General features: G+C 66.1%; 23 protein-coding genes and 3 tRNA genes. 4 read left to right on the top strand and 22 right to left on the bottom strand.

Translation table 11 applies throughout. From position 1 onward, the window contains the following. Positions 1 to 8 precede the first annotated feature (8 nt). The 11 genes from uvrC to ACZK45_RS07110 all read right to left on the bottom strand — a co-directional run bounded on the left by uvrC (position 9) and on the right by ACZK45_RS07110 (position 12,931). On the bottom strand, positions 9 to 1,853 hold the full coding sequence (gene uvrC, locus ACZK45_RS07160) for an excinuclease ABC subunit UvrC (RefSeq protein ID WP_478445639.1): 1,845 nt from the start codon (positions 1,851 to 1,853) through the stop codon (positions 9 to 11). Beyond that, on the bottom strand, positions 1,850 to 3,262 hold the full coding sequence (locus ACZK45_RS07155) for a hypothetical protein (RefSeq protein WP_478445638.1): 1,413 nt from the start codon (positions 3,260 to 3,262) through the stop codon (positions 1,850 to 1,852). Before ACZK45_RS07155 ends, uvrC begins: the two co-directional genes overlap by 4 nt. Next, entirely contained in the window at positions 3,259 to 3,747 is a 489-nt protein-coding gene (locus ACZK45_RS07150; RefSeq protein WP_032128907.1) for a low molecular weight protein-tyrosine-phosphatase, read from the bottom strand. Before ACZK45_RS07150 ends, ACZK45_RS07155 begins: the two co-directional genes overlap by 4 nt. Further along, on the bottom strand, positions 3,744 to 4,517 hold the full coding sequence (gene kdsB / locus ACZK45_RS07145) for a 3-deoxy-manno-octulosonate cytidylyltransferase (protein ID WP_180837474.1): 774 nt from the start codon (positions 4,515 to 4,517) through the stop codon (positions 3,744 to 3,746). The genes ACZK45_RS07150 and kdsB overlap by 4 nt, the downstream gene beginning before the upstream one ends. Positions 4,518 to 4,591: 74 nt before the next feature. Then, complete coding sequence (gene lpxK / locus ACZK45_RS07140) at positions 4,592 to 5,611, bottom strand: tetraacyldisaccharide 4'-kinase (RefSeq protein ID WP_125893538.1); 1,020 nt, start codon at positions 5,609 to 5,611, stop codon at positions 4,592 to 4,594. After that, complete coding sequence (msbA, locus tag ACZK45_RS07135; RefSeq protein WP_032128904.1) at positions 5,611 to 7,359, bottom strand: lipid A export permease/ATP-binding protein MsbA; 1,749 nt, start codon at positions 7,357 to 7,359, stop codon at positions 5,611 to 5,613. The genes lpxK and msbA overlap by 1 nt, the downstream gene beginning before the upstream one ends. After that, positions 7,356 to 7,778 carry an ExbD/TolR family protein gene (locus tag ACZK45_RS07130; RefSeq protein WP_032128903.1) on the bottom strand — a complete coding sequence of 141 codons (423 nt, stop codon included), beginning with the start codon at positions 7,776 to 7,778 and terminating at the stop codon, positions 7,356 to 7,358. Before ACZK45_RS07130 ends, msbA begins: the two co-directional genes overlap by 4 nt. Positions 7,779 to 7,781: 3 nt before the next feature. Further along, positions 7,782 to 8,444, bottom strand: a complete 663-nt coding sequence (locus ACZK45_RS07125) for a MotA/TolQ/ExbB proton channel family protein (RefSeq protein WP_019337175.1) — start codon at positions 8,442 to 8,444, stop codon at positions 7,782 to 7,784. A gap of 3 nt (positions 8,445 to 8,447) precedes the next feature. Then, on the bottom strand, positions 8,448 to 10,847 hold the full coding sequence (locus ACZK45_RS07120; RefSeq protein ID WP_478445637.1) for a DNA internalization-related competence protein ComEC/Rec2: 2,400 nt from the start codon (positions 10,845 to 10,847) through the stop codon (positions 8,448 to 8,450). A 58-nt stretch (positions 10,848 to 10,905) separates the two neighbouring features. Further along, positions 10,906 to 12,258 (bottom strand): sensor histidine kinase, encoded by a 1,353-nt coding sequence (locus ACZK45_RS07115; RefSeq protein ID WP_049462677.1) that lies wholly within the window; start codon positions 12,256 to 12,258, stop codon positions 10,906 to 10,908. Position 12,259: 1 nt separating this feature from the next. Beyond that, complete coding sequence (locus ACZK45_RS07110; RefSeq protein ID WP_032128900.1) at positions 12,260 to 12,931, bottom strand: response regulator transcription factor; 672 nt, start codon at positions 12,929 to 12,931, stop codon at positions 12,260 to 12,262. A 145-nt stretch (positions 12,932 to 13,076) separates the two neighbouring features. Between ACZK45_RS07110 and ACZK45_RS07105 the strand changes: the two genes are divergently transcribed. Further along, on the top strand, positions 13,077 to 13,844 hold the full coding sequence (locus tag ACZK45_RS07105; RefSeq protein WP_478445636.1) for a MipA/OmpV family protein: 768 nt from the start codon (positions 13,077 to 13,079) through the stop codon (positions 13,842 to 13,844). A gap of 30 nt (positions 13,845 to 13,874) precedes the next feature. After that, positions 13,875 to 14,159, top strand: coding sequence for a hypothetical protein (locus tag ACZK45_RS07100; protein WP_019337170.1), 285 nt, complete (start codon positions 13,875 to 13,877; stop codon positions 14,157 to 14,159). Positions 14,160 to 14,204: 45 nt separating this feature from the next. On the opposite strand, the gene ACZK45_RS07095 is transcribed toward ACZK45_RS07100, so the two are convergent. After that, the gene (locus ACZK45_RS07095; RefSeq protein WP_010486087.1) at positions 14,205 to 14,345 is read right to left on the bottom strand and encodes a hypothetical protein; all 141 of its coding nucleotides are present in this window, start codon (positions 14,343 to 14,345) and stop codon (positions 14,205 to 14,207) included. Positions 14,346 to 14,527: 182 nt separating this feature from the next. On the opposite strand from ACZK45_RS07095, the gene ACZK45_RS07090 reads away from it, so the two are divergent. Then, complete coding sequence (locus tag ACZK45_RS07090; RefSeq protein ID WP_125893534.1) at positions 14,528 to 14,860, top strand: hypothetical protein; 333 nt, start codon at positions 14,528 to 14,530, stop codon at positions 14,858 to 14,860. 98 nt (positions 14,861 to 14,958) lie between these two features. Here the strand turns inward: ACZK45_RS07090 and ACZK45_RS07085 are convergent. The 3 genes from ACZK45_RS07085 to uvrB form a co-directional block, all read right to left on the bottom strand. Further along, positions 14,959 to 15,033: transfer RNA gene (locus ACZK45_RS07085), tRNA-Val, on the bottom strand. Between the two features lie 98 nt (positions 15,034 to 15,131). Further along, positions 15,132 to 15,206: transfer RNA gene (locus ACZK45_RS07080), tRNA-Val, on the bottom strand. Between the two features lie 107 nt (positions 15,207 to 15,313). Then, the gene (gene uvrB, locus ACZK45_RS07075; RefSeq protein WP_164160602.1) at positions 15,314 to 17,338 is read right to left on the bottom strand and encodes an excinuclease ABC subunit UvrB; all 2,025 of its coding nucleotides are present in this window, start codon (positions 17,336 to 17,338) and stop codon (positions 15,314 to 15,316) included. A 170-nt stretch (positions 17,339 to 17,508) separates the two neighbouring features. On the opposite strand from uvrB, the gene ACZK45_RS07070 reads away from it, so the two are divergent. Next, positions 17,509 to 18,003, top strand: coding sequence for a GspH/FimT family pseudopilin (locus tag ACZK45_RS07070; protein ID WP_478445635.1), 495 nt, complete (start codon positions 17,509 to 17,511; stop codon positions 18,001 to 18,003). 48 nt (positions 18,004 to 18,051) lie between these two features. On the opposite strand, the gene ACZK45_RS07065 is transcribed toward ACZK45_RS07070, so the two are convergent. The 7 genes from ACZK45_RS07065 to ACZK45_RS07035 all read right to left on the bottom strand — a co-directional run bounded on the left by ACZK45_RS07065 (position 18,052) and on the right by ACZK45_RS07035 (position 25,111). Further along, positions 18,052 to 18,128 (bottom strand) — tRNA-Asn (locus ACZK45_RS07065). A gap of 79 nt (positions 18,129 to 18,207) precedes the next feature. Further along, positions 18,208 to 18,630 (bottom strand): type IV pilin protein, encoded by a 423-nt coding sequence (locus tag ACZK45_RS07060; protein ID WP_164079896.1) that lies wholly within the window; start codon positions 18,628 to 18,630, stop codon positions 18,208 to 18,210. 38 nt (positions 18,631 to 18,668) lie between these two features. Beyond that, positions 18,669 to 22,430, bottom strand: coding sequence for a pilus assembly protein (locus ACZK45_RS07055; RefSeq protein ID WP_478445634.1), 3,762 nt, complete (start codon positions 22,428 to 22,430; stop codon positions 18,669 to 18,671). 11 nt (positions 22,431 to 22,441) lie between these two features. Beyond that, complete coding sequence (locus tag ACZK45_RS07050) at positions 22,442 to 22,960, bottom strand: PilX N-terminal domain-containing pilus assembly protein (protein WP_458073712.1); 519 nt, start codon at positions 22,958 to 22,960, stop codon at positions 22,442 to 22,444. A 2-nt stretch (positions 22,961 to 22,962) separates the two neighbouring features. Then, positions 22,963 to 24,123, bottom strand: a complete 1,161-nt coding sequence (locus ACZK45_RS07045; RefSeq protein WP_478445871.1) for a PilW family protein — start codon at positions 24,121 to 24,123, stop codon at positions 22,963 to 22,965. 2 nt (positions 24,124 to 24,125) lie between these two features. Continuing rightward, the gene (gene pilV, locus ACZK45_RS07040; protein WP_478445633.1) at positions 24,126 to 24,599 is read right to left on the bottom strand and encodes a type IV pilus modification protein PilV; all 474 of its coding nucleotides are present in this window, start codon (positions 24,597 to 24,599) and stop codon (positions 24,126 to 24,128) included. Further along, positions 24,596 to 25,111 (bottom strand): GspH/FimT family pseudopilin, encoded by a 516-nt coding sequence (locus tag ACZK45_RS07035; protein WP_164079891.1) that lies wholly within the window; start codon positions 25,109 to 25,111, stop codon positions 24,596 to 24,598. Before ACZK45_RS07035 ends, pilV begins: the two co-directional genes overlap by 4 nt. Positions 25,112 to 25,221: the final 110 nt, after the last annotated feature.

The raw sequence follows: 25,221 nt of genomic DNA, 5'->3' as shown, positions 1-25,221 counted from the left end.
TTCTCTCTCTACTCGGCCGGATCAGGCGTGGCCAACCCGTGCAGGTTAGCGTAGATACGTGCCGCGAGGGCGTCATTGATGCCTTCCACCTTGGCGATTTCCGCTTCACCAGCGGCTTTCAGGCCGACCAGACCGCCGAAATGCTTGAGCAGGCTGGCGCGGCGGCGCGGCCCGATACCAGGGATGTCCTCCAGCTTGCTGGTCATCCGCGCCTTCTGGCGGCGGCCGCGGTGGCCGGTGATGGCGAAGCGGTGCGCCTCATCGCGCACCTGCTGGATGAACTGCAGTGCCGGATTGGCCGCGCCCGGGCGCAGCTCGCGGCCATCAGGCATCACCAGCGCTTCGTGGCCGGCGCGGCGTTCCACGCCCTTGGCCACGCCCACCAGCAACACGCCTTCCACGCCCAGGTCGGCCAGCGCGGCCTGGGCCTGGGCCAACTGGCCGGCGCCGCCGTCGATCAGCAGCACGTCCGGCAGCACGCCCTGCTCTTCCACCGCACGGCGGAAACGGCGGTCGATGGCCTGGCGCATGGCGGCGTAGTCGTCGCCCGGCTCGATGCCGCTGATGTTGAAGCGGCGGTACTGCGCGCGCACCGGACCGGCGGCGTCGAACACCACGCATGAGGCCACGGTGGCCTCACCCATGGTGTGGCTGATATCGAAACATTCAACACGCTTGACCGGCTCGGCCAGGCCCAGCATGTCGCGCAGTGCATCGCTGCGCGCGTGCTGCGCGTTGCGGCTGTTGAGTTCGGTCGCCAGGGTCAGCTGCGCGTTGCGGCTGGCCAGCTCCACGTAGCCGGCACGCTCGCCGCGCACGTTCCACTTCAGCTGTACCTTGCGCTCGGCCGAGGCCGACAGCGCGGCCACCAGCAGGTCGGCATCGGGAATCTCGCGGTCCAACAGGATCTCGCGCGGCGGCTCGAATTCGATGTAGTACTGCGAGACGAACGCGGCCAGCACTTCCTCCGAGCTTTCTTCACCGTTGGTGCGTGGGAAGAACGGGCGGGTACCGAGGTTGCGGCCATCGCGGAAAGCCAGCAGCAGCACGCAGGCCTGCGAACCCTGCATGGCCACCGCCAGCACGTCCAGATCGGCGGCACGGCCATCCACGTACTGGCGGGTCTGCATGCTGCGCAGCGAGGAGATCAGGTCGCGCAGGCGCGCGGCCTGCTCGAACTCCAGTGCCTCGCTGGCGGCCTGCATCTGCTCGCCCAGTTCGCGGGTCAGCTCGTCGCTCTTGCCTTCCAGGAACAGCGCGGCGCGGCGCACCGATTCGGCGTAGTCCGGCGCCGGCACCAGCTCCACGCAGGGCGCGCTGCAGCGACCGATCTGGTACTGCAGGCACGGCCGCGAGCGGTTGCGGAACACGCTGTCCTCGCAGCTGCGCAGCTTGAACAGCTTGTGCATCAGGTTCAGCGTTTCACGCACCGCGGTGACGCCGGGATACGGCCCGAAATAGCGGCCAGGAATGGCGCGCGGGCCGCGATGCAGCGCGATGCGCGGCCAGTCCTCGCGGGTCAGCAGCACATGCGGATAGGTCTTGTCGTCGCGCAGCGAGACGTTGTAGCGCGGCGACAGCGACTTGATCAGCTGGTTTTCCAGCAGCAGCGCCTCGGCTTCCGAGCGCGTCACGGTCACGTCCATGCGCGCGATCTGCGAGATCATCGACATGATCCGCGCGTTCTTCGGGCTGCCGTTGAAATAGCTGCCGACACGGTTGCGCAGCGCGCGCGCCTTGCCCACGTACAGCAACGTGTCGTCGGCGGCGTACATGCGGTACACGCCAGGGGCGGTACTGAGCTGGGCCGCGAAGGCCTTGCCGTCGAAGGCCGGGGCGGGAACGTCTGTCATTCGCTGATCGGGACTTCGCTGAGCACGCCGCTGTCCGGGTCGAATCGCAGCACGGCATGGGCGTCGGTCTCGGCGATCCACACCGCACCGGCGCCTACCGCCAACCCCGCCGGGCCATGCAGGCGTCGTGGCAACGGCTGGGTGGTCAGTTCGCCACCGCCCAGGCGCAGCGTGCGCAGGCGGCCGTTGCCAGTATCGGCAATCCACAACAGCGGCGCATCCGGACTCAGCGCGATGGCCTGTGGGAACTGCAGGCTGGCGTCCGAACGCGGACCGTCTTCGCAGCCGAAGCGCCACGGCCCCTGCCCGACCAAGGTCTGCACCAGGTCGCCGCGCAACTGCAGCGCGCGGATCGAGGAACCCAGCGCATCGGCCACGTACAGCACCTGCTGCACCACGGCCAGCGCAGTCGGCTGGGCAAAGGCAGCCAGATGCCCGCTACCATCACGCTCGTCGATGGAACCACTGCCCGCGCGCCATTGCAGGCTGCGCTGGCCCAGGTGGTAGCTCCAGATGCGGTTGTCGCCGGCCATGGCGATCTGCAGCTGATTGTCGGCAATGGCCAGGCCGACAGGATGGTCCAGCGCAACCTGCCGCGCCTGCGCGACCGGGCCTTCCATCGGTGCACCGGGACGGCCGTTGCCGCACAGGGTATCGACGATCCCGGTCAGCAGGTTGATACGACGCACCGCGTGGTTGCCGGTGTCGGCGACGTACAGCGAATCGCGCTCCAGCACCAGCGCCTGCGGGCGGTGGAACGCGGCTTCGGCGAGGTTGCCGTCCATGAAATCGGCGGTGCCCAGCCCGAACTGGCGCAGGATGCGGCCACCGTGGCTGCATTCGAGGATGCGATGATGGCCGCTGTCGGCGATGTACAGGCGTTCGGTGCTGACCGCCAGGCCGAGCGGGAAGCGCAGCGCGTGGCGCGGCTCCGGATGCAGTTCGCTGCCACCGCGCGGCGGCGCCGACGGCGCGCCCTCGCACAGCGCGTTCAAGGCACGCTCCAGTTCGCCGGGTGCGCCCTGCCCGACCAGCCGTTGCTGTTCGCGGCCCTGCGCATCCAGCAGCACCAGGGTCGGCCAGGCGGTGATGCCGAAGCGGCGCCAGCCATCCCAGTCGGCATCGAGCAGGACCGGCATCGTCAGGCCCTGGCGACGCAGCAGCTTCAGTGCGGCGCCGGCCTCGCGTTCGAAATCGAAGCGCGGCACCTGCAGCACCAGCGGCTGCAGCTTGCCGGGGTGGCGCGACAGCCATTGGCCGAACTCGGCCAGGCGTTGCGCGCTCCAGGCGGAGGCGGCGTTGACGAACAACAGCGCCACCGGCCGACCGCGCAGTTCGGTCAGGGTGCAGGGGGTGGCGTTGAGCCAGGTGGCGAACTCGGGCAGGTCCGGGACGGGCTGGACGTTCATGGCCCGATTATGCCGGAGTCGGCGTCATGCAACAGTCGTGCCACGGCACGTTTTGCAGCATCGTCGACCAATGTCCAGACCTGTTCGAAATGCTCACTGCCGCCGGTATACGGGTCCGGGATCGCACCCCTGCCCTGCCCGCCGGACCACGGCAGGTACAGCGCCAGGCGTTCGCGCTGGGCGGGTGTGGCCAAGCGACCCGCATCGCGCAGGTTGGCCTCATCGGCGCACAGGATCCAGTCGAAGCGGTCGAAATCCGCGACCTGCAGCTGGCGCGCGCGCAGGCCGCCGATGTCCACGCCATGCCCGGCCGCGCAGGCGATCGCTCGCCGGTCCGGTGGCTCGCCCACATGCCAGTCGCCGGTGCCGGCCGAATCGACCTGCACCCGACCAGCCAGCGGCGAAGCGTCCAGGCGCGCGCGCAGCGCACCTTCGGCCATCGGCGAACGGCAGATGTTGCCGAGGCAGACGACCAGCAGCTTCATCGGGCAGCCAGCGTCTGCAGCAATGCTTCGGCGCGTTCCAGGTCCTCGGGCGTGTCGATGCCCGGCGGGAACGGTTCGGGCGAGATCGCCACGCTGATCGGGAAACCCGCTTCCAGCACGCGCAGCTGTTCCAGCGATTCGACCTGCTCCAGCTGGCCCGGCGGCATCGCCGCGAACTGCTGCAGGAAACCGGCGCGATAGCCGTAGATGCCGATGTGGCGCAGCCAGTTGTGACCGGCCGGCAGCGTGTCACGGCTGCGGGCAAAGCCATCGCGGTGCCAGGCGATCGGGGCGCGGCTGAAGTACATCGCCTCGTTGCGCACGTTGCGCACCAGCTTCACCACGTTCGGGTCGAACAGGGTATGCGCGTCTTCTACGGTCGTGGCGAGGGTCGACATCGGCGCATTGCCTTCAACCAGTGCCTGGGCCACCGCGCGGATACCCGCCGCCGGCGCGAACGGCTCGTCGCCCTGCAGGTTGACCACGACGGTGTCATCGGCCCAGCCGGCGATGCGCGCGCACTCGGCCAGGCGGTCGGTACCGGAGGCATGCGAGGTGGCGGTCATCGCCACCTTCACTTCGGCCAGGCCGGACAGTGCGTCGGCAATGCGTTGATCGTCGGTAGCGACCCAGACCTCGCCGGCACCGGCCTGCAGCGCGCGACGCGCCACGTGCAGCACCAGCGGCTCACCGCCCAGCGGGCGCAGCGGCTTGCCCGGCAGCCGCGAGGCGGCATGGCGGGCCGGGATGGCGACGACGAATTCGGTCATGGGGCGGTACTCAGCAGGCTCGTTACAACGGGAATGCGGCCGGCGGCGCATGAATGCAAGCGCCGCCGCGCCACTCAGTTCGGTCGCAGCTTGTCCAGGCGGTCGGTCAGCGCCACCCAGAATGCGGCAGGCAGCTCGGCGCGCAGCGGGACCGCGTAGTGCCAGTCATTGCCGAACGCGCGGCATTTCACCGCGTCCTTTTCAGTCATCAGCACCGGCAGCTGGCTGCCAAAGGACAGGTCCTGCGGCTGATAGGCCTGATGGTCAGCGAAGGCGTGCGGCACGACACCGATGCCACGCGCGCGCAGCATGTCGAAGAAGCGCTGCGGGTGGGCGATGCCGGCCACGGCGTGCACACGCTGGCCCTTGAAATACGACAGCGGACGGGCACGGCCACCGGCCAGCGGTTGTGCGCTGTCGATGTGCAGGGCCATCGGCCACTGGCCGAAGCCGCAGGCCTGTGCTGCAGTCTCCTCATCGGCCTGGCCGAGGTTGACCACGCGGAAATCGCACTCGCTGGCGCGGCTGACCGGCTCACGCAGTGGCCCGGCCGGAATCATCCGGCCATTGCCGTAGCGGCGCTGCGCATCGACCACCTCGATCTCGATGTCGCGTGCCAGCCGGTAGTGCTGCAGGCCGTCGTCGCAGACGATCACATCGCAGCCGGCCTCGATCAGCGCCTTGCCGGCTGCAACACGATCACTGTCCACGCGCACCGGCACGCCGGTCTTCCAGGCAATCAGCACCGGCTCGTCGCCACCCTTGGCGGTCGGCGTATCGGCCTTGACCCACAGCGGCTTGTTGGCATCTTCGCGGCCGTAGCCACGACTGGCCACGCCCGGCTTCCAACCGGCGGCACGCAGGCGCTCCACCAGCGCAATGGTCAGCGGCGTCTTGCCAGTCCCACCGGCGGTGATGTTGCCAACCACGATGACCGGCACCGGCAGCGTGTAGCGCTTGCGCCAGCCACGCCGATAGGCGCGCCGGCGCAGCGCGGTGACGCCGGCATACAGCGGCGCCAGCAGGCGCATCGCCCACGGAACCGGGGTGCCGTCGTACCAGTACGGCGGGGTCTGGGTACCCTTGCCGGCCATCAGTCCTGCCTTTCGCGGAACTGCATGCTGTGCAGATGCTGGTACAGGCCACCCATGGTGAGCAGCTCCTTGTGGGTACCGCGCTCGACGATGCGACCGTGGTCCATCACCAGCACCTGGTCTGCATGCTCGATGGTCGACAGGCGATGCGCGATGACCAGCGTGGTGCGCTCGGGCATCAATCGCTGCAGCGCGTCCTGCACCAGGCGCTCCGATTCGTTGTCCAGCGCTGCGGTGGCTTCATCGAGGATCAGGATCGGCGCGTCGCGCAGGATCGCACGGGCGATCGCCAGGCGCTGGCGCTGGCCACCGGACAGCAGCGCGCCGTTCTCGCCCACCGGGGTCTGCAGCTGCTGCGGCATGCGTGCGATGAACTCCCAGGCATTCGCGGCTTCAGCTGCCGCTCGGATCTGTTCATCCGTCGCGTCCATGCCATAGGCGATGTTGGCGCCGATGGTGTCGTCGAACAACATGACCTTCTGCCCGACCATCGCCACCTGGCGACGCAGGTCGGCCAGCGGATAGTCGTCCAGTGCCACCCCGTCGAGGGTGATGCGCCCGCCGCTGGGTTCGTAGAAGCGCGGCACCAGCCGGATCAGGCTGGTCTTGCCGCTGCCGGATCGACCAACGATGGCGGTGACCGTACCCGGCTTGGCCACGAAGCTGATGTCGTCCAGGGCGATGCCACTGTCTTCGCGGTAACGCAGCATGACGTGCTCGAAGGCCAGTTCGCCACGCACGCGCTGCACCGTGTTGCGGCCTTCGTCGCGCTCGACCGGCATGTCGAGGATGTCGAACAGGCGCTCGGCGGCGGACACACCGCGGGAGATCGAGGACTGCACGCTGGTCAGGCGGCGCAGCGACGGGATGATCGCCGTCATCGAGATCATCAGGCCCATGAACTGGCCGGCATTGAGGCGCCCTGCCAGTGCTTCACGGGTCGACACCCAGACGATCACCGCCAGCGCCAGCGCGGCCAGGAACTGGACCACGCTGGAGGCACCGGCACGGGTGATTTCCACCTTCATGTTCAGCGCCAGCATGCGGTTGGCCAGGCGCGAGTAGCGCGACATCTCATGCTGCTGGGTGCCGTGCACCTTCACTTCCTGCTGGGCCGCCAGTGACTGCTCGGCGGTCTGCGCCATCGTGCCCATGCCGTCCTGGATACCGCGGCTGATGCGCCGGTAGCGCTTGCCCACGTAAGACACGATCACGCCGATCATCGGCACCACCACCAGCATGGCCACGGTCACCTTGACGCTCATCTGCAGCATCACCGCCAGCATGGCGATGATGGTCAGGGTGTCGGCAACCACGGTCTTGAGCGCATCGGCGCTGGCCTGGGTGACCTGCTCGGTATCGAAGTTGAGGCGACTGACCATCACCGGCGTCGATTCGGTATCGAAATGCGAGGACGGCAGGTGCAGGTACTTGGCCAGCACCTGTTCACGCAGGTCGCGCACCACGCTGCGACCGGTCTTGGCCAGCGCGTAGTCGCTCACCCAGGTGGCGGCGCTGCGCATCAGGAACAGGCCAAGGATGGTCAGCGGCAGGATCACCGCCATTTTCGGTTCGGGATTGACGAAGCCACGGTTGACCAGCGGCTCCATCAGCTTGGTGAAGTGGTAGCCGGCTACCGACTCCACCGCCATGGCGATGACGGCGGCGACCATCATGCCCCAGTAGGCACGGGTGTATCCCAGCAGACGTTTGTAGATCGGCCACACCGGCGCGTGTTTGGAACTCATGGACGCACCTCGGGTGCTGTTGCAATGGCAATACGGCGGAAGCCGAGCTGACCAAGCGCATCCTGCGCGGTCACCACGGCCTGATAGGGCGTGCGGGCATCGGCGCGTAACAGCACCGGCTGGGTACGGTCGCTGCCGGCAACGGCCGCGATGGTCTGCTTGACCGACTCGACGTCGCTGCGCAGCACTTCCTGGTCATTGATGAAGTAGCGGCCTTCGGCGTTGATCAGCACGCTCAACGAGCGCGGCGGCTCATTGCTGGGCTGCTGGCTGGCCGTAGGCAGCTCCACCTGGAGTGTCGAGCGCGCATCGAAGGTGGTGGTGACCACGAAGAAGATGATCAGCACCAGGATGACGTCGATCAGTGGCACCAGGTCGATATGCGGCTCATCCTGGGATCGGTCGTTGCCGATACGCATCGATCAGGCCTTCGCCGTGGCCGCGCCGGCCGGGCGCGTGGCAGCAGCAGGGTTCATCACGCCGGGGCGGCCATCCAGCGTATCCAGCAGCGCGCTGGCTTCCTGCTCCATCTCTACCACGTAACCGTGGATACGGCCCTTGAAGTAGCGGTGGAACATCAGTGCTGGAATGGCGACGATCATGCCGGTGGCGGTGCACACCAGCGCCTTGCCGATACCACCGGCCAGCTGGTTCACATCACCCACGCCATGGTCGAGGATGCCCAGGAACATCTGGATCATGCCGATCACAGTACCCAGCAGGCCCAGCAGCGGCCCGGCCGATGCGATGGTGCCCAGCGCGTTGAGGAAACGCTCCATGCGGTGCACCAGGTGGCGGCCGGTGTCTTCGATGCGCTCGCGGATCTGGTCACGCGGACGGTTGCGCGCTTCCAGCGCGGCGGCCAGCAGCGCGCCCAGCGGCGAGTTCGCCCGCAGGGTCTGCAGGTGGGCGGGGTCGAGCTTGCCGCGTGCCGCCCAGTTGCGCACTTCCTGGCCGAGGCCGGGCGGCAGCACTTCAGTACGTCGCAGGGACCAGAAACGCTCCAGGATGATCGCCAAAGCCAGTACGCCCAACAGCAGCAGCGGCACCATCGGCCAGCCACCGGCCTTGACCAGTTCCCACACGTTTCAACCCTCCGGCCCAACGGCCGCTTGTTCGATCGGCGATAGGATAGCAGCCGACCGCGCCCGCCCAGCGGCATCCCACCACCGGGATGCGTGGATGCGCTGTTCACGCAGCTGCAGCCCTTGTGCGCCAAGCCATATGCGGATCGCCCCGGAATCGGCCGTGGCCAGCACCTCGGCCCCTTGCGCCTGCCAGCGCTGGACCACGTCCTGGCGGGGGTGCCCGAAGCGGTTGCGGTGCCCGGCCGAGACCACCGCCAGCCGTGGCGCCACGGCCTCGACCCACGGCGCGCTGGAACTGCCACCGCTGCCATGGTGCGGCACAAGCACCACATCCGCCTTCAGCGCTGCCGGGTATGCCTTCAGCAGCGCCTGCTCGGCCGGGCGGCCGATATCGCCAGGCAGCAGGACCACGCCGTGACGGCTGGCGACGCGCAGCACGCAGCTGTCCTCGTTCTCGGCCTGGCGGCTGCCCGGTGCCGGGTGCAGGACCTGGAAATCAACGCCGTCCCACTGCCACTGCATCCCTTGCTGGCAGGGCGCAGCGCCGGCGATGGTGCTGCCCGGTGGCGCCAGCAGCTGCAGTCCGGGCAGCTGCCTTCGCAGGCTCGGCAGGCTGCCGGTGTGATCAAGATGGTCATGGCTGAGCATCGCCTGCTGGGGCGGCCCCTGTCCGAGCGCGCGCAGGGACGGGACCAGAATGCGTTCGTTGCCGTCGCCGCCGGTCGGCGGCCCCACGTCGTACCAGAGCGCGTGCCGCGCCGTACGCACCAGCACCGCGGTGCCCTGCCCTACGTCGTGCACCAGCAGCTCCAGTTCGCCTTCAGCCGGTGCATGCCGGGCGGGCCACAGCAGCGGCAGGCACAGCAGCAGGCCTGCCAAGGTACCGCCAGCGCCGCGTGGCAGCAGCCACCAGAACACCCCCGCCACTGCCGCCGGCACCGCCCAGCGCGGCGCCTCGGCCAACCACCACATCGCCTGCGGGTGCAGCGCCAACGGCTGCAGGGCCTGCCAGCTGAGCTCGAACAGCCAGGCGGCGGCGCGCCATGCCCAGCGCCCGGCGCCATCATGCAACGCGTGCAGGCCGGTACCCAGCAGCGACAACGGCACCACCAGCAGGGTCCACCACGGAATGATCGGCAGATTGACCAGCGGCCCCAAGCGCGCGGTGCCGCCGAACAGGGCCACGCACAGCGGCAACAGGCCGAGGCTGGCCACGCCCTGGGCGGCCAGAAAGCCGCGCAGGCCCCCACCGACGCCGTCCGGCCCGGTTCGTGGAAGGCACCACAGCAGCCACAGCACGCCCCCGAAACTGAGCCAGAAGCCGGCCGACAGCACCGACAGCGGCGCCGGCAGCAGCATCACCATCGCGGCCAGGGCCAGTCCCTGCCCCGCACCCACCGGGCGACGCCCGGCACGGGCCAGTGCCACCAGCCCGATCATCAGCGCCGCACGCACTGTTGGAAGCGCGCCGCCGGCGGCCACGGCATAGACGGCTGCGGCCAGCGCCGCGCCCCATGCCGCCGCCTGCGGCCGAGGCCGGAACCGTCCCAGCACCGGGCACAGCCACCACGACACGCGGCACAGCAGTACGCCAAAGCCAGCCACCACGCCAACGTGGAAACCGGAAATGGCGACCAGATGGGTCAGGCCCAGCGCGCGCAGGTGCTCCCAGTCGGCATCGGACAGGCCGCGCGTGTCGCCCAGTGCCAGGGCCTGCACGAACCGCGCGGCAGGATGTGCCACCTGCGTTGCGATGGCGTCACTGCTGCGCTCGCGCCAGGCCGGCAGGCCCTGTGCAGGCGCGCGCTCACGCGCAGCGCCGGGGTCGCGCACCGTGCCATTGCCGGAAATACCGCGCAGCAATGCATGGCGTTCGCCGTCAAAGCCTCCAGGATTGATCCGCGAACGCGGTGCCCGCACCCGCAGCGACAGCTCCCAGTACGCGCCAGCTTGAACCGCATGGCGCCCACCATCGGTGCCGCTCGCAGGCGGTCCACGCCATGGATCGTTCCAGGTGATCTGCAGGCGCTTGCCACGCAACGAGGGCAGCGCATCGGCCTCGTCGACCTTCAACACGAAACGGGTATAGCCGGGGCCACTGTGTGGAAGATCAACCACTCGGCCAAGGACCTGCACGTCCTGCGCGGGCCCTCCGGGTGGAAGCTGGCCCTGCAGGACCCAGTGTCCGTGCAATGCCGCCCACGACAGGCCGAACAGCGCAGCCGTCCAGGCGCGGCCGCGCCAAGGCACGATCCAGCCTGTGGCGCTGGCAATGGCCAACGGCATGCACAGCCACAGCGGCGGCAGCACCGGCAGCTGCACGCAGGCCAGCGCACCCAGCACCAGACCGGCGGCACAACCACTGCCAAACAGCGGTGGAGCGGATCGTTCGGCGACCATCACCCCAGCCTGCCGCCGGGGCAGCAGCGTGCCTATCGGGCTTTAGCCCGTATTGGCGTCAGCGGCGGACGCTACCGCGATGGAAGTTGACCCGGAAGCTGGCACCGCCGCCGGCCGCCTCGCCGACACTGACCGAACCGCCATGGTGCTGCACGATTTCCTTCACCAGATGCAGGCCCAGGCCACTGCCGCTACCCGCTGCGCGCAGACGATGGAACGGCTCGAAGATCGCTTCACGGTCGCCCACCGGAATACCGGCGCCCTGGTCGCTGACCTCCAGCAGGCCACGTGCATCCAGGCGCACGCAGATGGTGCCGCGTCCGCCGCCGTGGACGATGGCGTTGTGCACCAGGTTGGCGATCACCCGCCCCAGCGCCAGGCTGTCGCCATGGATCCACACTGGCATCTCGGGTGCATCCACTTCGAAGCCGTAACCGGCCCCCACCACCAGCGGCGCCAGATCGGCGGCCGCTTCGCGCACCAGCAACGCCAGATCCAGCCGCTGCAGTGCGCCGACATTACGATCAAGTCGCTGCAGGTCAAGCAGGTGCTCGGCAACGTTACCGAGCCGCGCCACGTCGGTCAGCAGCTGCGACTTCAGCTCGCCCTGCGGCAACTGCGACAGGCGCGCCTGCACCACTGCAATCGGCACCCGCAGTTCGTGCGCGGCATCGGCGAGGAACTTGTCACGCGCGGCATACCCCTGCTGCACCTTGTCGATCGCGTCGTTGAAGGCTTCCACCAGCGGTGCGACCTCGGTCGACACCAGCTGCGCATCCAGACGCGCCCCCGGCTGGCCGATATCCAGCTCCTTGGCCTGTTGTGCGGAGCGGCGCACGCCGCGCATCGCGCGGTGGATCACGGTCGGCATGACCAGCAGCGTGATCACGATCAGCGGCAGGAAAAACCACAGCCCGATCAGGCGCAGCACCATCAGCGCACCGTCCAGCAACCCGCCCTTCGGCGCCCCACCCACCATCACCGTGATGCGCCGCCCGTCCTCCTTGCGGATCATGACCCGCGCCACGTCCAGGTACGGCGGCACCAGCGAGCCGAGTTCGGTGGCACCCAGCGTCGGCAGGCGCGCGAGCAGCGGGGCGTGGATCGCCGGAATCGTGCCGCGTTCCAGCCAGACACCCTTGTCGTCGACCGCCGCGAACCAGAGGTTGCCCCCGGCCTCGGCGTCGAGCTTGTTCCAGCGCGCCTGGTCCAGCACCAACCGCCCGCCTTCACTGTGCACGGCCTTGGCCACGGCTTCGGCCATGAACATGTCCATGCCCCAGGTGTCCTTGTCGCCCCAGGTCAGGATCAGCGCAACAACGGCGAACAGCACGGTGAAGGCCTGCGCCAGGAACAACCGCCAGGCCAACCCCAGCGTGATGGAACGGATCGGACGTGTCGGACGCGCCATCTCAGGCCTCCGCCAGCAGGTAGCCGACGCCCCGGATCACATGGATTTCAACGCCCGCCCCGGCCTGCTGCAGCGCCTTGCGCAGCTTGGAAATGTGCGCATCGAGCGCATTGGACTGGATCTCATCGTCGAAGCCGTACACCGCGGCCTCCAGTGCCGTGCGGGTGACCGTGCGCCCCTGGCGCATCGCCAGTGCCTGCAGTACCAGCACCTGGCGCCGCGGCAGCGCCAGCGGTTGGCCCTCCACCTGTGCCTGCAGCGATTCGAAGTCGAATTCCAGCCGGCCCAGATGCAGGCTCGGTGTCACCATGGCCGAGGGCCGCCGCGAGACAGCACGGATCCGCGCCATCAGCTCCTCGATCGCCACCGGCTTCACCAGGTAGTCGTCGGCACCGACATCCAGGCCCTCGACCTTGTCTGACAACCTGCCCTTGGCCGTCAGCATGATCACCGCCAGGTTCGGGCGCAGCGCGCGTGCGGTGGCGACGAAAGCCACGCCATCGCCATCGGGCAGCTGACGGTCCAGCAGCATCAGCTGATGCACCGGCTCGCGCAGCGCAACCGCGGCTTCGGCCAGGCTGCCGACCACGTCGGCGACCACGCCCTGCCGCTCCAGGCCCGACTGCAGGGCTCGGGACAGATCGGGATCGTCTTCGACCAGGAGAATGCGCATCAGGGGCTCGGCTACCGGAAACGGTGCCGATCATAGTGCCTGGCGCCAGGTTTGGGCGTCTTCGTGTGCCAGTTGCGAAGGCGCAATGTTCTGACAATGTTGTACCCGCACCATGCACAGCCATCCCCCGCAAAGTGGTTGATCGATGCCGTCGCTGTCCCCGACCCTGCTGCGCCCGTTGCTGTTCTCCGCTGCCATCGGCCTGCCGTTGATCACCCACGCCGCCGACCGGAACCCGGGCGTGCAGGCCGGTATCAGTGCCGGCGCGACCTCGGGGGCGTACGCCCACTACGACGTCAAGCCGCTGGTCGTACCGTCCATTGCCTGGCAGGGCGAGCGCTTCTTCGCCAGCCCGGGCTCGCTGGGCATGTACCTGTACAAGCGCGAGGGCCTGCGCCTGTCGGCGGCAGTCACGCCCTACACGCTGCGCTTCAAGACCGACGACGTGAACGACCCGCAGCTGCGCCGCCTGCACAGCCGGCAGATGTCGGCCATGGCTGGCATCAACGGTGAGTACAGCGCCGACTGGGGCATCGTCGAGGCCAGCGTGGTGCGCGAGGTCACCGGGCACGGAGGTGGCATGGAGTCGCGCCTGCACTACAGCTATCCGATCCAGGCCGGTCGCTTCACCTGGGTGCCCAAGGTCGGCGTGGTGCACTCCAGTGCGCGCCTGCTCGACTACTACTACGGCATCACCGACGAAGAAGCGCTGCGCTCGGGACTTGCCGCCTACAACCCGGGCAGCGCGACATCACCGAGCCTGCAGATCGCAGTCAGCACGCCCTTGGGCACGAAGTGGCGCGCGACCGGCGTCGTCGCCAACCAGTGGTTCGGCGATGCAGTAAAGGACAGCCCGATGGCCCGTCGCGGTACACAGACGTCGGCCTTCGTTTCCCTGATGCGCTCGTTCTGATCGAGCGCCCGCAACGGACAAGGACCCCCCATGGCCTCCGTCTCCCCTGCTGCTGAAGCGCACGCGATCCTGCGTGCCCCCGACCTGGACAGCGCCGAGCGCGCCTACCTGGGGCTGCTGCCCGACCTGGAACACGTGAACGCGCTGACGCGCCGCGCACTGGGCCTTTCGCGTGCTGCCGATGCGGCACGCGGCTACGCGTTGTCGATGACGCTGGTGGGATTGCGCCTGCAGGAACTGGAGATGGGCGAAGCGACCGCAAAGGAACATCGCCAGGCCACGCTGCGCAGCCTGCGCCAGGCCTTCAGCGCCTGAGCGCGGGCCAGCGACGCTGCCGGTGCTGCAGGGCAGCGGGAAGACTCAGCGGAACGTGGTCCACGCCAGCACTGCCGCCAGCAGGGCCACCCAGATCACCGCCTTGAAGGTACCCTCCAGCATGTTGCCGCCGAACAGCAGCTCAAGGATGGGATTGGGCCGGGAAACCGGAACGTGATCGCTCATGCGGCAGCTCCTTGCAGTGACGGCGCGATTGCGCGGTAGACCGGAGTCTACGCCTGCACGGCCCGGATTCATCGCCCCCCGGCCGTCTTTGGCGGTTCAATTCCGGCCTTCGTCGCAGGCCGGCTGCAGCACCCCACATGTCATGCCAGCCTGCGTGCACTTTCCCGCTGGAGCACCGTGCCATGCCGATGCTTGCCCTGATGCTGCTGCTCTCCAGCCTGTTCGGCGCTGGCAACGGGCCCACTGAAGAGGCCCTTCGCAGCCAGATCCTGCTTGCCGAAACCCAGCAGCCGGACGTCGTACGACAGGATTGCGGTTCGCCCTCCCTGCTGCTTTACCGGCTGCGCCAGGACCGGGTCCTGAGGCTGGCCAACCAGCCCCTGCAACACGAACCCGGCGTTGCCCAGCCCACGCGTGGTGCGACGGTTCGCGTCGCCCAGCTCTGGGAGCGCGTGGACGGTCACTGGAAGCTGCAGCGGATGATCAGCGTCGAAGACCTGGTCGTGCAACGCTGACCATGTGGAACCGTGATCGATGCCTGAAACGAGAAAAACCGGCACAAGGCCGGCTTCCGTCGTGATCCACCGCTGCACCGGCAATGCCGGGAGCCAGGTGGTGGGCGGTACAGGGTTCGAACCTGTGACCCCTACCATGTCAAGGTAGTGCTCTACCGCTGAGCTAACCGCCCATCTTGTTCTTGCCGCCCGAAAGCTGGCCTTGCTACGTAAAAACCCGGCGCCAGGGCCGGGCTTTGCAGTTCACGACAGCCCCCTTCCAGGGACTTCGTGGTGGGCGGTACAGGGTTCGAACCTGTGACCCCTACCATGTCAAGGTAGTGCTCTACCGCTGAGCTAACCGCCCGATTTTGCTTCTGAACGTCCGCGATTGCGTCGGTGCAGGCCGCGTATATTACGGATGCCGGCCGTGAAGCGCAACACTTTTGTGAAGAAGATGCTGCACTGCCGCGTTCAGCCCAGACTCGCTTCCTTCAGCTGCCGGATCTGGTCACGCACGCGGGCGGCATCCTCGAATTCCAGGTCCTTGGCGTGCTGGTACATCTGCTGCTCCAGCGCCTTGAGACGGGACGCCAGCTGGGCCGGGCTGAGCGATCGATAGTCACTCCCCTCCTCGGCAACGCCGGGCCTGCCCTTGCCCTTGCCCTTCTTTGCTTCCTTCTCGGCCGCATCGGAGCGCGCACCTTCCAGCACGTCGGTGATCGGACGCGCCACCGAGCGCGGCACGATGCCGTGCTGCTCGTTGTACTCGACCTGCTTGGCGCGACGGCGGTCGGTCTCGTCGATCGCCGCCTGCATCGAACGGGTGATCCTGTCCGCATACAGGATCGCCTTGCCACGCACGTTGCGGGCGGCACGGCCGATGGTCTGGATCAGCGAGCCGGTCGAGCGCAGGAAGCCCTCCTTGTCGGCATCCAGGATCGCCACCAGGGACACCTCGGGCATGTCCAGGCCCTCGCGCAGCAGGTTGATGCCCACCAGCACATCGAACTTGCCCAGGCGCAGGTCGCGGATGATCTCCACGCGCTCGACCGTGTCCACGTCCGAGTGCAGGTAGCGCACGCGGATGCCGTGCTCGGTCAGGTACTCGGTGAGATTCTCGGCCATGCGCTTGGTCAGCGTCGTGACCAGCACCCGGTCACCGGCCTTGATGCGCGCGTTGGCCTCGCTCATCAGGTCGTCAACCTGGGTGCCCACCGGGCGGATCTCCACCACCGGGTCGATCAGCCCGGTGGGGCGTACGACCAGTTCGGTGATCTCGTCACCGGCCTCGCGGTACTCATAGGGGCCTGGCGTGGCCGACACATAGATGCTGCGGGGGCAGCGCTCTTCCCACTCCTCGAAGCGCAGCGGCCGGTTGTCCAGCGCCGAGGGCAGCCGGAACCCGAACTCGACCAGCGTCTCCTTGCGCGAACGGTCGCCCTTGAACATGGCACCGATCTGCGGAATGGTCACGTGCGATTCGTCGATCACCAGCAGCGCGTCGGCCGGCAGGTAGTCGAACAATGTCGGCGGCGGTTCGCCGGCGTTCTTGCCGGTCAGGTGCCGGGAGTAGTTCTCGATGCCGTTGCAGTAGCCGACCTCGGCCATCATTTCCAGATCGAACTGGGTGCGCTGCGCCAGGCGCTGCGCCTCCACCAGCTTGTTCTGCGCGTACAGCTGCTCCAGGCGCTCCTTCAGCTCGACCTTGATCGTCTCGATCGCCGCCAGCACACGCTCGCGCGTGGTGGCGTAATGGGTCTTCGGGTAGACCGTGAAGCGCTGCATGTTGCGCAGCGTCTCGCCGGTGAGCGGATCGAACAGGGTGATCTTCTCGACCTCGCCATCAAACAACTCCAGGCGCAGCGCCTCGCTGTCCGACTCGGCCGGGAACACGTCGATGACTTCACCACGCACGCGGAACGTACCGCGCTGCAGCTCGTATTCGTTGCGCGTGTACTGCAGCTGGGTCAGGTGGTTGATCAGGTCGCGCTGGTCGATGCGCTCGCCCTTGGACAGGATCAGGCGCAGCGACAGGTAGTCTTCCGGCGCGCCCAGGCCATAGATTGCCGACACCGTCGCCACCACGATCGCGTCCGGGCGCGACAACAGGGTCTTGGTCGCCGCCAGCCGCATCTGCTCGATGTGCTCGTTGATCGAACTGTCCTTCTCGATGAAGGTGTCCGACGACGGTACGTAGGCTTCCGGCTGGTAGTAGTCGTAGTAGCTGACGAAGTACTCCACCGCGTTGTGCGGGAAGAACGCCTTGAACTCACCATACAGCTGCGCCGCCAGCGTCTTGTTCGGCGCCATGATCAGCGTCGGCTTCTGCACGTTCTGGATGACGTTGGCGATGGTGTAGGTCTTGCCCGAGCCGGTGACGCCCAGCAGGGTCTGCTTGGCGATGCCCGCTTCGAAGTTGCTGGTCAGCTTTGCGATGGCATCAGGCTGGTCGCCCGCCGGCGAATACGGCGAGACGAGTTCAAAACGGTCGCTCATGATGGTGCCAGTTCCCGGGAGTGGTGAGTATACGGGGCATGGAGTGACGGCCCGCTGAGGGGTTTCCGGGCAGGTGAGCGCGGCGTTGGCTGATGGTGGCGCCTAGCTGGACAAGGGAGGCTGGACCCATGCGCCACCTCCCCTTCCCCAGCCCTACCGCACCGCGAGGCATGCATCTGGTCGAACTGTTGGCGGTCGTGGCAGTGATGGCCGTGCTACTGGCGGCCGGCTGGCCCTCCCTGCAGTCCCTGCTGTTGCGGCAGCGCGCGGACGCCACCCGCATCAACTTGCAGTCCGGACTCGCTACTGCGCGCTACCAGGCGATCATGCGGCGTACCTTGATCGGCATCTGCGCAAGTACCGATGGCCATCACTGCGGCGACGACTGGAGCCAGGGCTGGATCATCTACAGGGCAATCGGCGGGCGACAACCACCCTCTTCTGCCGACGCCATTCTGATGCACCAGACAGGCTTTCCGAACATCAAGATCCGGGGAGCCACCAGCAGTGGCCGACCACAACTTTACTTCCAACCGGATGGCCGCAGCCCTGGCGCCAACCTGACGCTGCGCATCTGCGCGGACGGCCGTGAGCACTCCCGGATAATCGTCAGCAACAGCGGTCGCGTCCGATCAACACGGACCAGGACAGATCGACCCTGCTGAAAACAAAAAAGGCCTGCGGATGACCGCAAGCCTTTGATGCGTATAACTTGGCGCCCGAAGTTGGACTCGAACCAACGACCCCCTGATTAACAGTCAAGTGCTCTAACCGGCTGAGCTATTCGGGCGGGGAGGCGCATTGTAATCACCTCGGTCAGAGAGTGCAACACTCCTGTCCACGACGACCGCCGACGCACTTTTCCCACATCACCAGCATTCGGACAGCGTGCCCTTGGACGTCTTCACATTGGCCTGGTTGAGGGACAGGTCACCACACTTGTCTTTGGTCTGAGCATTGGCAGCCGTCGCCGTAAATGTAAACGTCGATTGCGCGGCTTCCATGGACAAGGTGTAAGCCGCCGTACCACCCTCACGAGGAGAGTTGATGGAATCCGCGCCGCCCGGGAAGGTGAAGCCCACATAGGTGTTGTTGACGGTGTGGTAGCGCTCGGCCAGCTGCGCGTACTCCACCAGGTCGGCCTTGGCCTGCGCCCGCCGCGACTTCCGCACATGTTCGCTGTAGTTCGGGTAAGCAATCGCAGCGAGGATCGCCACGACCGCCACCACAATCATCAGTTCAATGAGAGTGAACCCGCGGGCCAGGCGGCCAGGGGCAAACGTCGTGTGCATTGCGGCAACTCCATTGATCGACGAAGCACGGATGCCACTCACTGGATCTGCCTCCACGACTGGCGACCACACGGGTAAGGCAAGTACATCGGTTTTGCACCTGCCACCGAAATCTGCATCAGGCAGGCCTCGCCAGGCGGCGTCGGAGGCGGGGTCCCTGGCTCACCCGGATCCGGCGGCGCAAGGCGAGGGACAACAGAGGTCGTGACATCCCTGACCGGAGCGTTACCGCCCGTTTCCAGGGGTACACCAGCCGTACCTGCCCCCGGCGACGTGCCATCCGGTGCACCGAAGCGCACCTGCGACATTGCCGCTTCGCCACTGCCGGCCTGCAGGCCAAACACCCAGTTCGCACCATCCACCGAGCAGCCCCTGGCCTCGGACGGGATATAGGTTGGCATGAAGACCACCCCGGAAACGATGCGCGGATTGCCGACTGCACGCTCCTTGTCGGACAGCGTTACGGTCCAGCCACGGCTCAGCGTCGGGATAGTACCCGGCAGCAGGGTACGAACGTCATTCTCAAACTGTGCCGCGAACAAACGCAGATTGGCCGAGGTCAACGTGGCACTGGGCTGCCCGGTTTCGACGTCATTGATGCCATAGAGCGCCTGCACCGCAGCATCGTTCTCATCGCCGTAGTACGAGAAGCTGCCGGTCCCGAAGATCAGCATCACGCCACCGGACGGGCCCGCGGTCACGGTCATGCCGCCGGTGATCGGTTGGCGATAGGTCCGCTTGTCGCTGCGATCGACATGAGTATCGGTGGTGAACAGCGGAACTGTCGGTGCCGCGTCGGCGCGCAGGTCGAACTTCCAGACCGCTCCTCGCTTGTCAGCACCATAGACGGTATCGGCAAGACCATCGCGAACCCGTTCGCTCTGTCCAGCCCCGCCCCAACGATCGACCACGACGATGTTGCCCAGCCCATTGCTACCGGCGGGCAGATCTGTACCCGACTCGACCGCCTCGATCATGCGGATGGTCGGCGTGCTGCCTGCTGCCATGTCGACCACGAACAACACGGCTTTGCCACTCTCGCTTTCATAGCCATTGCCAAAGATCGCCCGGAAGCCCACCGAGCCATCGGCATTCTTCATCGGCACGATCACCGGCTTGCCCAGCACATGGCCGATATTCGCTCGCACTTCGTCATCCAGTGCGGCGTTGAGATCACTGATTTCCCATAGCAGCGAGCCGGTGCCGCCGAAGCTGGCCGGATCAGACACATCCAGCGCGAACACGCTGCGGCCACCTGCGCCGGCCGTACCCACCAGCGAGGTGGTCCAACCGCTGCTGCCATAGGTATCGCTGATTGTCACTGGGCCATCGACGTAGTAGCGATGCTGGAAGCGCTGGATGTTCTGGTTGGTGGGATCGTTGGGCAGCAACAGATTGCCCATATGACCCAACGATGTGGATGGAATATAGGCAAACAGCTCCTTGCCACCATCGCTGTCCATCTCGCCATCCGCGCCCATGCCGCCATCAAAGGCGTGCAGCATCCCGTCGTTGGCAGCCGCGTAGACCATGTAGCGTCGGTCATTGCGCTTGGTGACCATATAGTCGGCATAACTGGTGCCCATCGCGCCCGGCAGACGGCGGAAGCCGTAGTCATCCAGCGGCGAGCTCAGGGCCGGCGTAGAGGTGATGATGTCCCCAAGCACTGTGGTACGGTCGCGCAGCCTGCCGCCGCTGCGCTTTTCGTTGGTTGTGTCTCCACGCAGATACGCCACGGCGGTCGCCGAATTCGTGGCGAGCCCTTCCAGTTCCGAGGCACTGCAGATCAGCATGCCCGGATACATCACACTCGACTTGTCGCACAGGTTGGCCAGGCTGACATTACTGCCGGTGAAATCAACCAGTTCACCGTTGCGCCAGAAGCGGATGCGGCGTGATGCGGCCGCTGGCATCTTCGCCGACGCTTCCCATGCCTCCTCCGAGACAATCCTGCGCGTTGAGTCGTCCACTTTCAGCGAGTAGGCATGCAACCTGCCATACCAGTCGGTGCCGTTGTTGGTCGCCTCGTAGAACGGCTCCACCGACAGCGAACCCACGCCGATACGAGCCCCCGTCAACGAACGCGAGCCGGACGGCGTGGCCCCTTGGGCAACATTGCTGATGATCCGGCGCATGGCAGCGGTGATTTCGCCCGGGCGCGTGGCGTTGACCATCTCGCCGCGGGTGTCATATACCGCGTTCCACAGCTCGTCGACCGCTTCCGGCTTGAGATCCTGCGTCGTGGTCGGGAAATTGGGCTTGACCACGTACGGATCGGGACTGAGCACCCAGGGGCGTTTCGGATCCGGAAGGTACTTGACGCCGAACTCTTTGCCCTGAGTACCCAGCGTCACACCGTAGAAATTCATGTGCAGTTTTCTGTTGCAGTCCAATGACGGGTCCGGACTGGAACTGCTGCACTCTGCAGGAACCGGCACAGAGCCGTTATCAAGGTCTTCGACCAGCGGGCCCTTGTAGTAAGGCGCCACCAGGTCCTTCATCAGAGTATTGTTTTCGCTTTCATTGATGTAACCGTCAGTGAACAGCATACCCGCATTCTTCTGGCAGGCCAGCAGCACAGGCGCCCCGTCATCCGTGCGCTGGAACTGCTGGCCAAGATATGCTGCGGCAGAACGGTTTGGCGTGGAGCCACTGGCTCGCATTCTGCCCATGATGTCGTACAGCAACTTCGACTTCTCGGTCTCGTCGGTCATGTTGTACATCTTGACCTTCTTCAGATCATCCGGCCGATCATTGATGCGGAACCAGCCCACGCGCAGGTTCGTAGTGCCATGCAGCGCATTGGTGGCCGCACCGATCAAGGCTTCGCGACGGGTCCGATACAGACTGAACCAGTTCGCGAAACTCTGGATGGCAGCGTTGTACTTCGCCTGGTCCTTGTTGAAATTCTCCAGCTTGATTTCATACTTGTACAGGGTGCCTGGACGCCCGCCAGCGGGATTGGTCACCGCGACAGGAGCCGCAGTGTAGCCATACTCTGCCGGCAGCGTGGCTGGGTCCGCCAGGAAGAACGTTGCCGGATAGAAGGCCACGGCAGCGTCGCAGGACGTGCTGTTGATGGTGGTCGCGCGGGTGACCCTGTCAAATGATCCATCTCTTTGTGTAGCGCCACCGCTCAAGCTGCACCGGTTACGTTCGATACGGGCGCCTACCGGCAGCGTCATCCCGAAACGAAAACGGAAGCGCCAGTTGGCGGAGTCCCCGCCTCCGACAGCGATACTGGTCAACAGTGATTCCACGGTGAGGTCCAGCGCACCGCCGATTTTGTAGGGCGCGCCGGTCGGCCGCGGGTCGAGAGGCGCACTGGCAGGCTTGATCGCCATGTAGTTGGAGGCCGCCTCGCCCGACAGGCCCGTCTTCCAACCGGGGTAGGTTTCGCGGGGATCGTAATACGACGGGTTGACGTCCGGGGAACGGGCGAATCCAAAATTGTCCAGCGGCGGTATGGCCACCTGGCTATCACGCCCATAACTCGGGAATACGTACAGATAGCGCTGCACGGAATCACCGTAGCCGTTGGCAACGCCCTGTTTGTAGAAGCTGCTGCCATCCCAGCGATAGACACCATCACGAGTATTGTTCAGCGTTTCCCACAGCATCGAACCGGAATCATCCAGTGCCATCAGGAAGGCCGGTGCCGTCTGCACCTGGATGTTCAGCGGCGCCTGTGCCAGCGTGCCCTGGCCCTGGGCCGCCATCAGCGTATAGATGAAGTAGCCCCCACCCAGCGCCAGTGCGGCGCCACCTGCGGCCATGAAGCGGAATTTGCGCGAAGCCATGGCCTGCGTCCTCAGAGTTTGAATACGGTATCGATGACCACTGCGGACGAGCTGGCATCCGCATCGTCAGTGGCGAACCCAGTGATCTGGTAGATCGGCGTGATGTCTTCCAGTGGCCGCCCCATCTCCAGCGCCGATTCACCAATTACGCAACTGTCGATCTGCCTTACATTGACGGCAGAGCGAGTATCGTCGCGGCGCTCTACGGCCCAATCGGCCGGGTCGAATCCATCATCGCAGACCCGCGACACATCGCTGGCCTGCACCAAGCTCTCGTCGCCGATATCCTGGCGATTGGCGATCTGTTCCACCGTGCGCTCGGCTGCACGCACCACGCCTTCCGAATTCTGGAACGCCCGGTTGGCGGCTCGGTAATTGGCTGCCATCTTCTCCTGCATGCCCGCCACCTGCATGCCAGCGATACCCAGCAATGCCAGCAGGATGAGCATGATCAACGCGACATACAGCACCGCACCACGCTGCTGGCGGGGAGCGGTGACCGGCCTGAACGAACGCTGGAAATGGGCCATGATCAGTTTCCGAACAAGCGATTGCGCAGGGCAATCGAGACTTCATAACTGGAGCGGTAGCGACCGTCGGGCTTGTCACTGTTGGTGAACTCAACGCCGAGCACCGATAGCGCATTGGCCGATTGGGCCGAGGACGACGGCGATGGACTGCGCGCCAGCAATCCGACCTGCACTTGCCCCACACGCAACCACTGTGCGGCACCCTCGGCATTGGCATCCGTGCTGACCCCGCCGGCTGCGGCGAGCTGGGTGATGTTGCCGGCCGGCGGAGCACTGATGCTGATGTTGGCGGTGTTGTCCAGGCCGTACATCAGTTGCAGGCTTTCGATGCCTTCCACCAGCTCTTCATTGATCTTGTACTCCCCATCGCTGTCGGCACGCGCTCGCCGCAGCCCAGGCTGTTTCGTCTCCGGATTGATACCCACGTAATAGACCATCGACTCGGCGCGATAGAGCATCGTCTGCCCGGTTGGCTGCGCCACGTAGCGCGACAGATCCAGAGAGGTCGCAGTCACCCGCGCAGCGCTCAACGTGCCTGCGAACACATCGGCATGCCCACAGTCGGCGATGCCGAACAGAGTGGGCGTGCTGATGCCATCGCTGGTCAGGCGCGCGACGTGGTCACTATCCACGTCCAGGAGTGCATCGCCGCCATCGGAAGAAATCGCCGTGACCGGCACCCCCATGGGGGCGAAGAAGCGGAGCAACAGCACATCGCTGCCGCCGGCCGGTGCCGGGCTCAATCCGGCGATCGCAGCCGGCAGGCCTTGCGGCGCGGACCAGTCCGCGCCTAGCGCCAGACTGCCGCCGGGAGCCGTGCCGGGAGCGTCGAAGCCCTGGATGGAAACACTGAAATCCAACGGACTGCCAGCACCGGAGGTAGCACCAAGATGCGATACCGGGTCTCCCTGGTTCTTTACTACATGGGCCTGGTCGTTGACACAGCCCATGTGCCCGGCCATTCGGATGTCCCGCTCCAGGAAGTCCAACGCGAATCGTGCATTTTCCTGAACGCGGGATGCTCCCTCAGACAGGCGCGAAGCCGTCTGTGAGGCAATGAACACCTGGACCACGCCCAGCATCAACACCAGGCTGATCACCAGCGCGACCATCAGTTCGACCAGCGATAGACCAGCCATGGCGGTACGACGTTTCATGGTCATGCTCACAATTCCGTCGCCAGAGCGAAGGTGGTGGCCTTGTCCGGATCATCCGGATCCCAGCGCTGGTCGCCCCAGGTGATCGCCACGTTCACCACGCCCCCCTTGTAGGTCACCTCGGCGCCGGCATCGTCACCCAGCGCTTTTACAACCTGGCATTGCCAACGTTCAATCTTTGCACCAATAGCGACTTCGCCGGTATCGGCCGCGCACGCCTTCCCTGCGGTTTTGCTGCCTGCCGCAAACGACGCGGCGGTGTACCACGCCGCTTGATAGCGGTTGCTGCGCATCTGCTCGGTCAAGTCGTAGGCGAGATTGGTTGCCTGGGTACGGTAGTTGGCGCTCTGTACAAAGCGGACGTTCATGGTCTGCAGCAGGGCGAATCCCAGCAGGCCGAATGCCAGAACGATAATTGCAATCAGCACTTCCAGCAGAGTGAAGCCGCCCGCTTGGCGTGCACGGATCGAACGCGGGTTCATGAGCAGGTTTCCTTGGTGCTGCGGATCTGCCCAGAGGCATTTACCGTAAGAGTGCGCTTGTCCAGTGCGCCCTTGCTGCAGACATCCGGCTCCAGCAGGATCGACTGATCGCTGGCGGCCCTGCGGCGCCCCCGCCCATCGAAGGCGATCTCTTCCGACGGTCCACTCAGCTGCAGCTTGGGGCTGCCGCTGACGAACCGCAGTACGGTTTCCTCGGAGGACATCGTGCCATCACCATCGGTGTCAGTGAAGGCCAACATGCCGGCAGACCAGCTACCGTCACAGCTCGCGCCGTCGCTGCTGCCACACACGCCACCGCCACGGTTGCTGCGAATTGCCTCGCTCCGCGCCAGGCTGAGCAGGCCCAGTACTTCATTGTTTGCCGACGCAACCCGATTGGAGCGGAGAGTGCCTTGGAAACTCGGAAAGGCGATCGCGGCCACGATCGCCAGCACGGCAACCGTGACCATCAACTCAACCAGCGTAAAGCCGTTTTGCCGGCGCAAAGACATTGGACGCTCCCCAGCGTGTTGATGGCCACGATGGGCCATCGCCCTGCCACCGGCAAGCGGCGGCAGGATGAACGGTCATTCCGGGGCGACGGGCGTCAACGCCTTGACGG

Source organism: Stenotrophomonas sp. 63632_Sma, assembly GCF_056482875.1.
Note: the sequence above shows the minus strand (reverse complement) of the source record. Positions and strands in the feature narration are given on the sequence as shown.

Excerpts from the sequence above, each read along its gene's own strand:
- uvrC (WP_478445639.1), bottom strand. The coding sequence starts at position 1,853 with ATGACAGACGTTCCCGCCCCGGCCTTCGACGGCAAGGCCTTCGCGGCC.
- ACZK45_RS07155 (WP_478445638.1), bottom strand. The coding sequence starts at position 3,262 with ATGAACGTCCAGCCCGTCCCGGACCTGCCCGAGTTCGCCACCTGGCTC.
- ACZK45_RS07150 (WP_032128907.1), bottom strand. The coding sequence starts at position 3,747 with ATGAAGCTGCTGGTCGTCTGCCTCGGCAACATCTGCCGTTCGCCGATG.
- kdsB (WP_180837474.1), bottom strand. The coding sequence starts at position 4,517 with ATGACCGAATTCGTCGTCGCCATCCCGGCCCGCCATGCCGCCTCGCGG.
- lpxK (WP_125893538.1), bottom strand. The coding sequence starts at position 5,611 with ATGGCCGGCAAGGGTACCCAGACCCCGCCGTACTGGTACGACGGCACC.
- msbA (WP_032128904.1), bottom strand. The coding sequence starts at position 7,359 with ATGAGTTCCAAACACGCGCCGGTGTGGCCGATCTACAAACGTCTGCTG.
- ACZK45_RS07130 (WP_032128903.1), bottom strand. The coding sequence starts at position 7,778 with ATGCGTATCGGCAACGACCGATCCCAGGATGAGCCGCATATCGACCTG.
- ACZK45_RS07120 (WP_478445637.1), bottom strand. The coding sequence starts at position 10,847 with ATGGTCGCCGAACGATCCGCTCCACCGCTGTTTGGCAGTGGTTGTGCC.
- ACZK45_RS07115 (WP_049462677.1), bottom strand. The coding sequence starts at position 12,258 with ATGGCGCGTCCGACACGTCCGATCCGTTCCATCACGCTGGGGTTGGCC.
- ACZK45_RS07110 (WP_032128900.1), bottom strand. The coding sequence starts at position 12,931 with ATGCGCATTCTCCTGGTCGAAGACGATCCCGATCTGTCCCGAGCCCTG.
- ACZK45_RS07105 (WP_478445636.1), top strand. The coding sequence starts at position 13,077 with ATGCCGTCGCTGTCCCCGACCCTGCTGCGCCCGTTGCTGTTCTCCGCT.
- ACZK45_RS07100 (WP_019337170.1), top strand. The coding sequence starts at position 13,875 with ATGGCCTCCGTCTCCCCTGCTGCTGAAGCGCACGCGATCCTGCGTGCC.
- ACZK45_RS07095 (WP_010486087.1), bottom strand. The coding sequence starts at position 14,345 with ATGAGCGATCACGTTCCGGTTTCCCGGCCCAATCCCATCCTTGAGCTG.
- ACZK45_RS07090 (WP_125893534.1), top strand. The coding sequence starts at position 14,528 with ATGCCGATGCTTGCCCTGATGCTGCTGCTCTCCAGCCTGTTCGGCGCT.
- uvrB (WP_164160602.1), bottom strand. The coding sequence starts at position 17,338 with ATGAGCGACCGTTTTGAACTCGTCTCGCCGTATTCGCCGGCGGGCGAC.
- ACZK45_RS07070 (WP_478445635.1), top strand. The coding sequence starts at position 17,509 with ATGCATCTGGTCGAACTGTTGGCGGTCGTGGCAGTGATGGCCGTGCTA.
- ACZK45_RS07060 (WP_164079896.1), bottom strand. The coding sequence starts at position 18,630 with ATGCACACGACGTTTGCCCCTGGCCGCCTGGCCCGCGGGTTCACTCTC.
- ACZK45_RS07055 (WP_478445634.1), bottom strand. The coding sequence starts at position 22,430 with ATGGCTTCGCGCAAATTCCGCTTCATGGCCGCAGGTGGCGCCGCACTG.
- ACZK45_RS07050 (WP_458073712.1), bottom strand. The coding sequence starts at position 22,960 with ATGGCCCATTTCCAGCGTTCGTTCAGGCCGGTCACCGCTCCCCGCCAG.
- ACZK45_RS07045 (WP_478445871.1), bottom strand. The coding sequence starts at position 24,123 with ATGACCATGAAACGTCGTACCGCCATGGCTGGTCTATCGCTGGTCGAA.
- pilV (WP_478445633.1), bottom strand. The coding sequence starts at position 24,599 with ATGAACCCGCGTTCGATCCGTGCACGCCAAGCGGGCGGCTTCACTCTG.
- ACZK45_RS07035 (WP_164079891.1), bottom strand. The coding sequence starts at position 25,111 with ATGTCTTTGCGCCGGCAAAACGGCTTTACGCTGGTTGAGTTGATGGTC.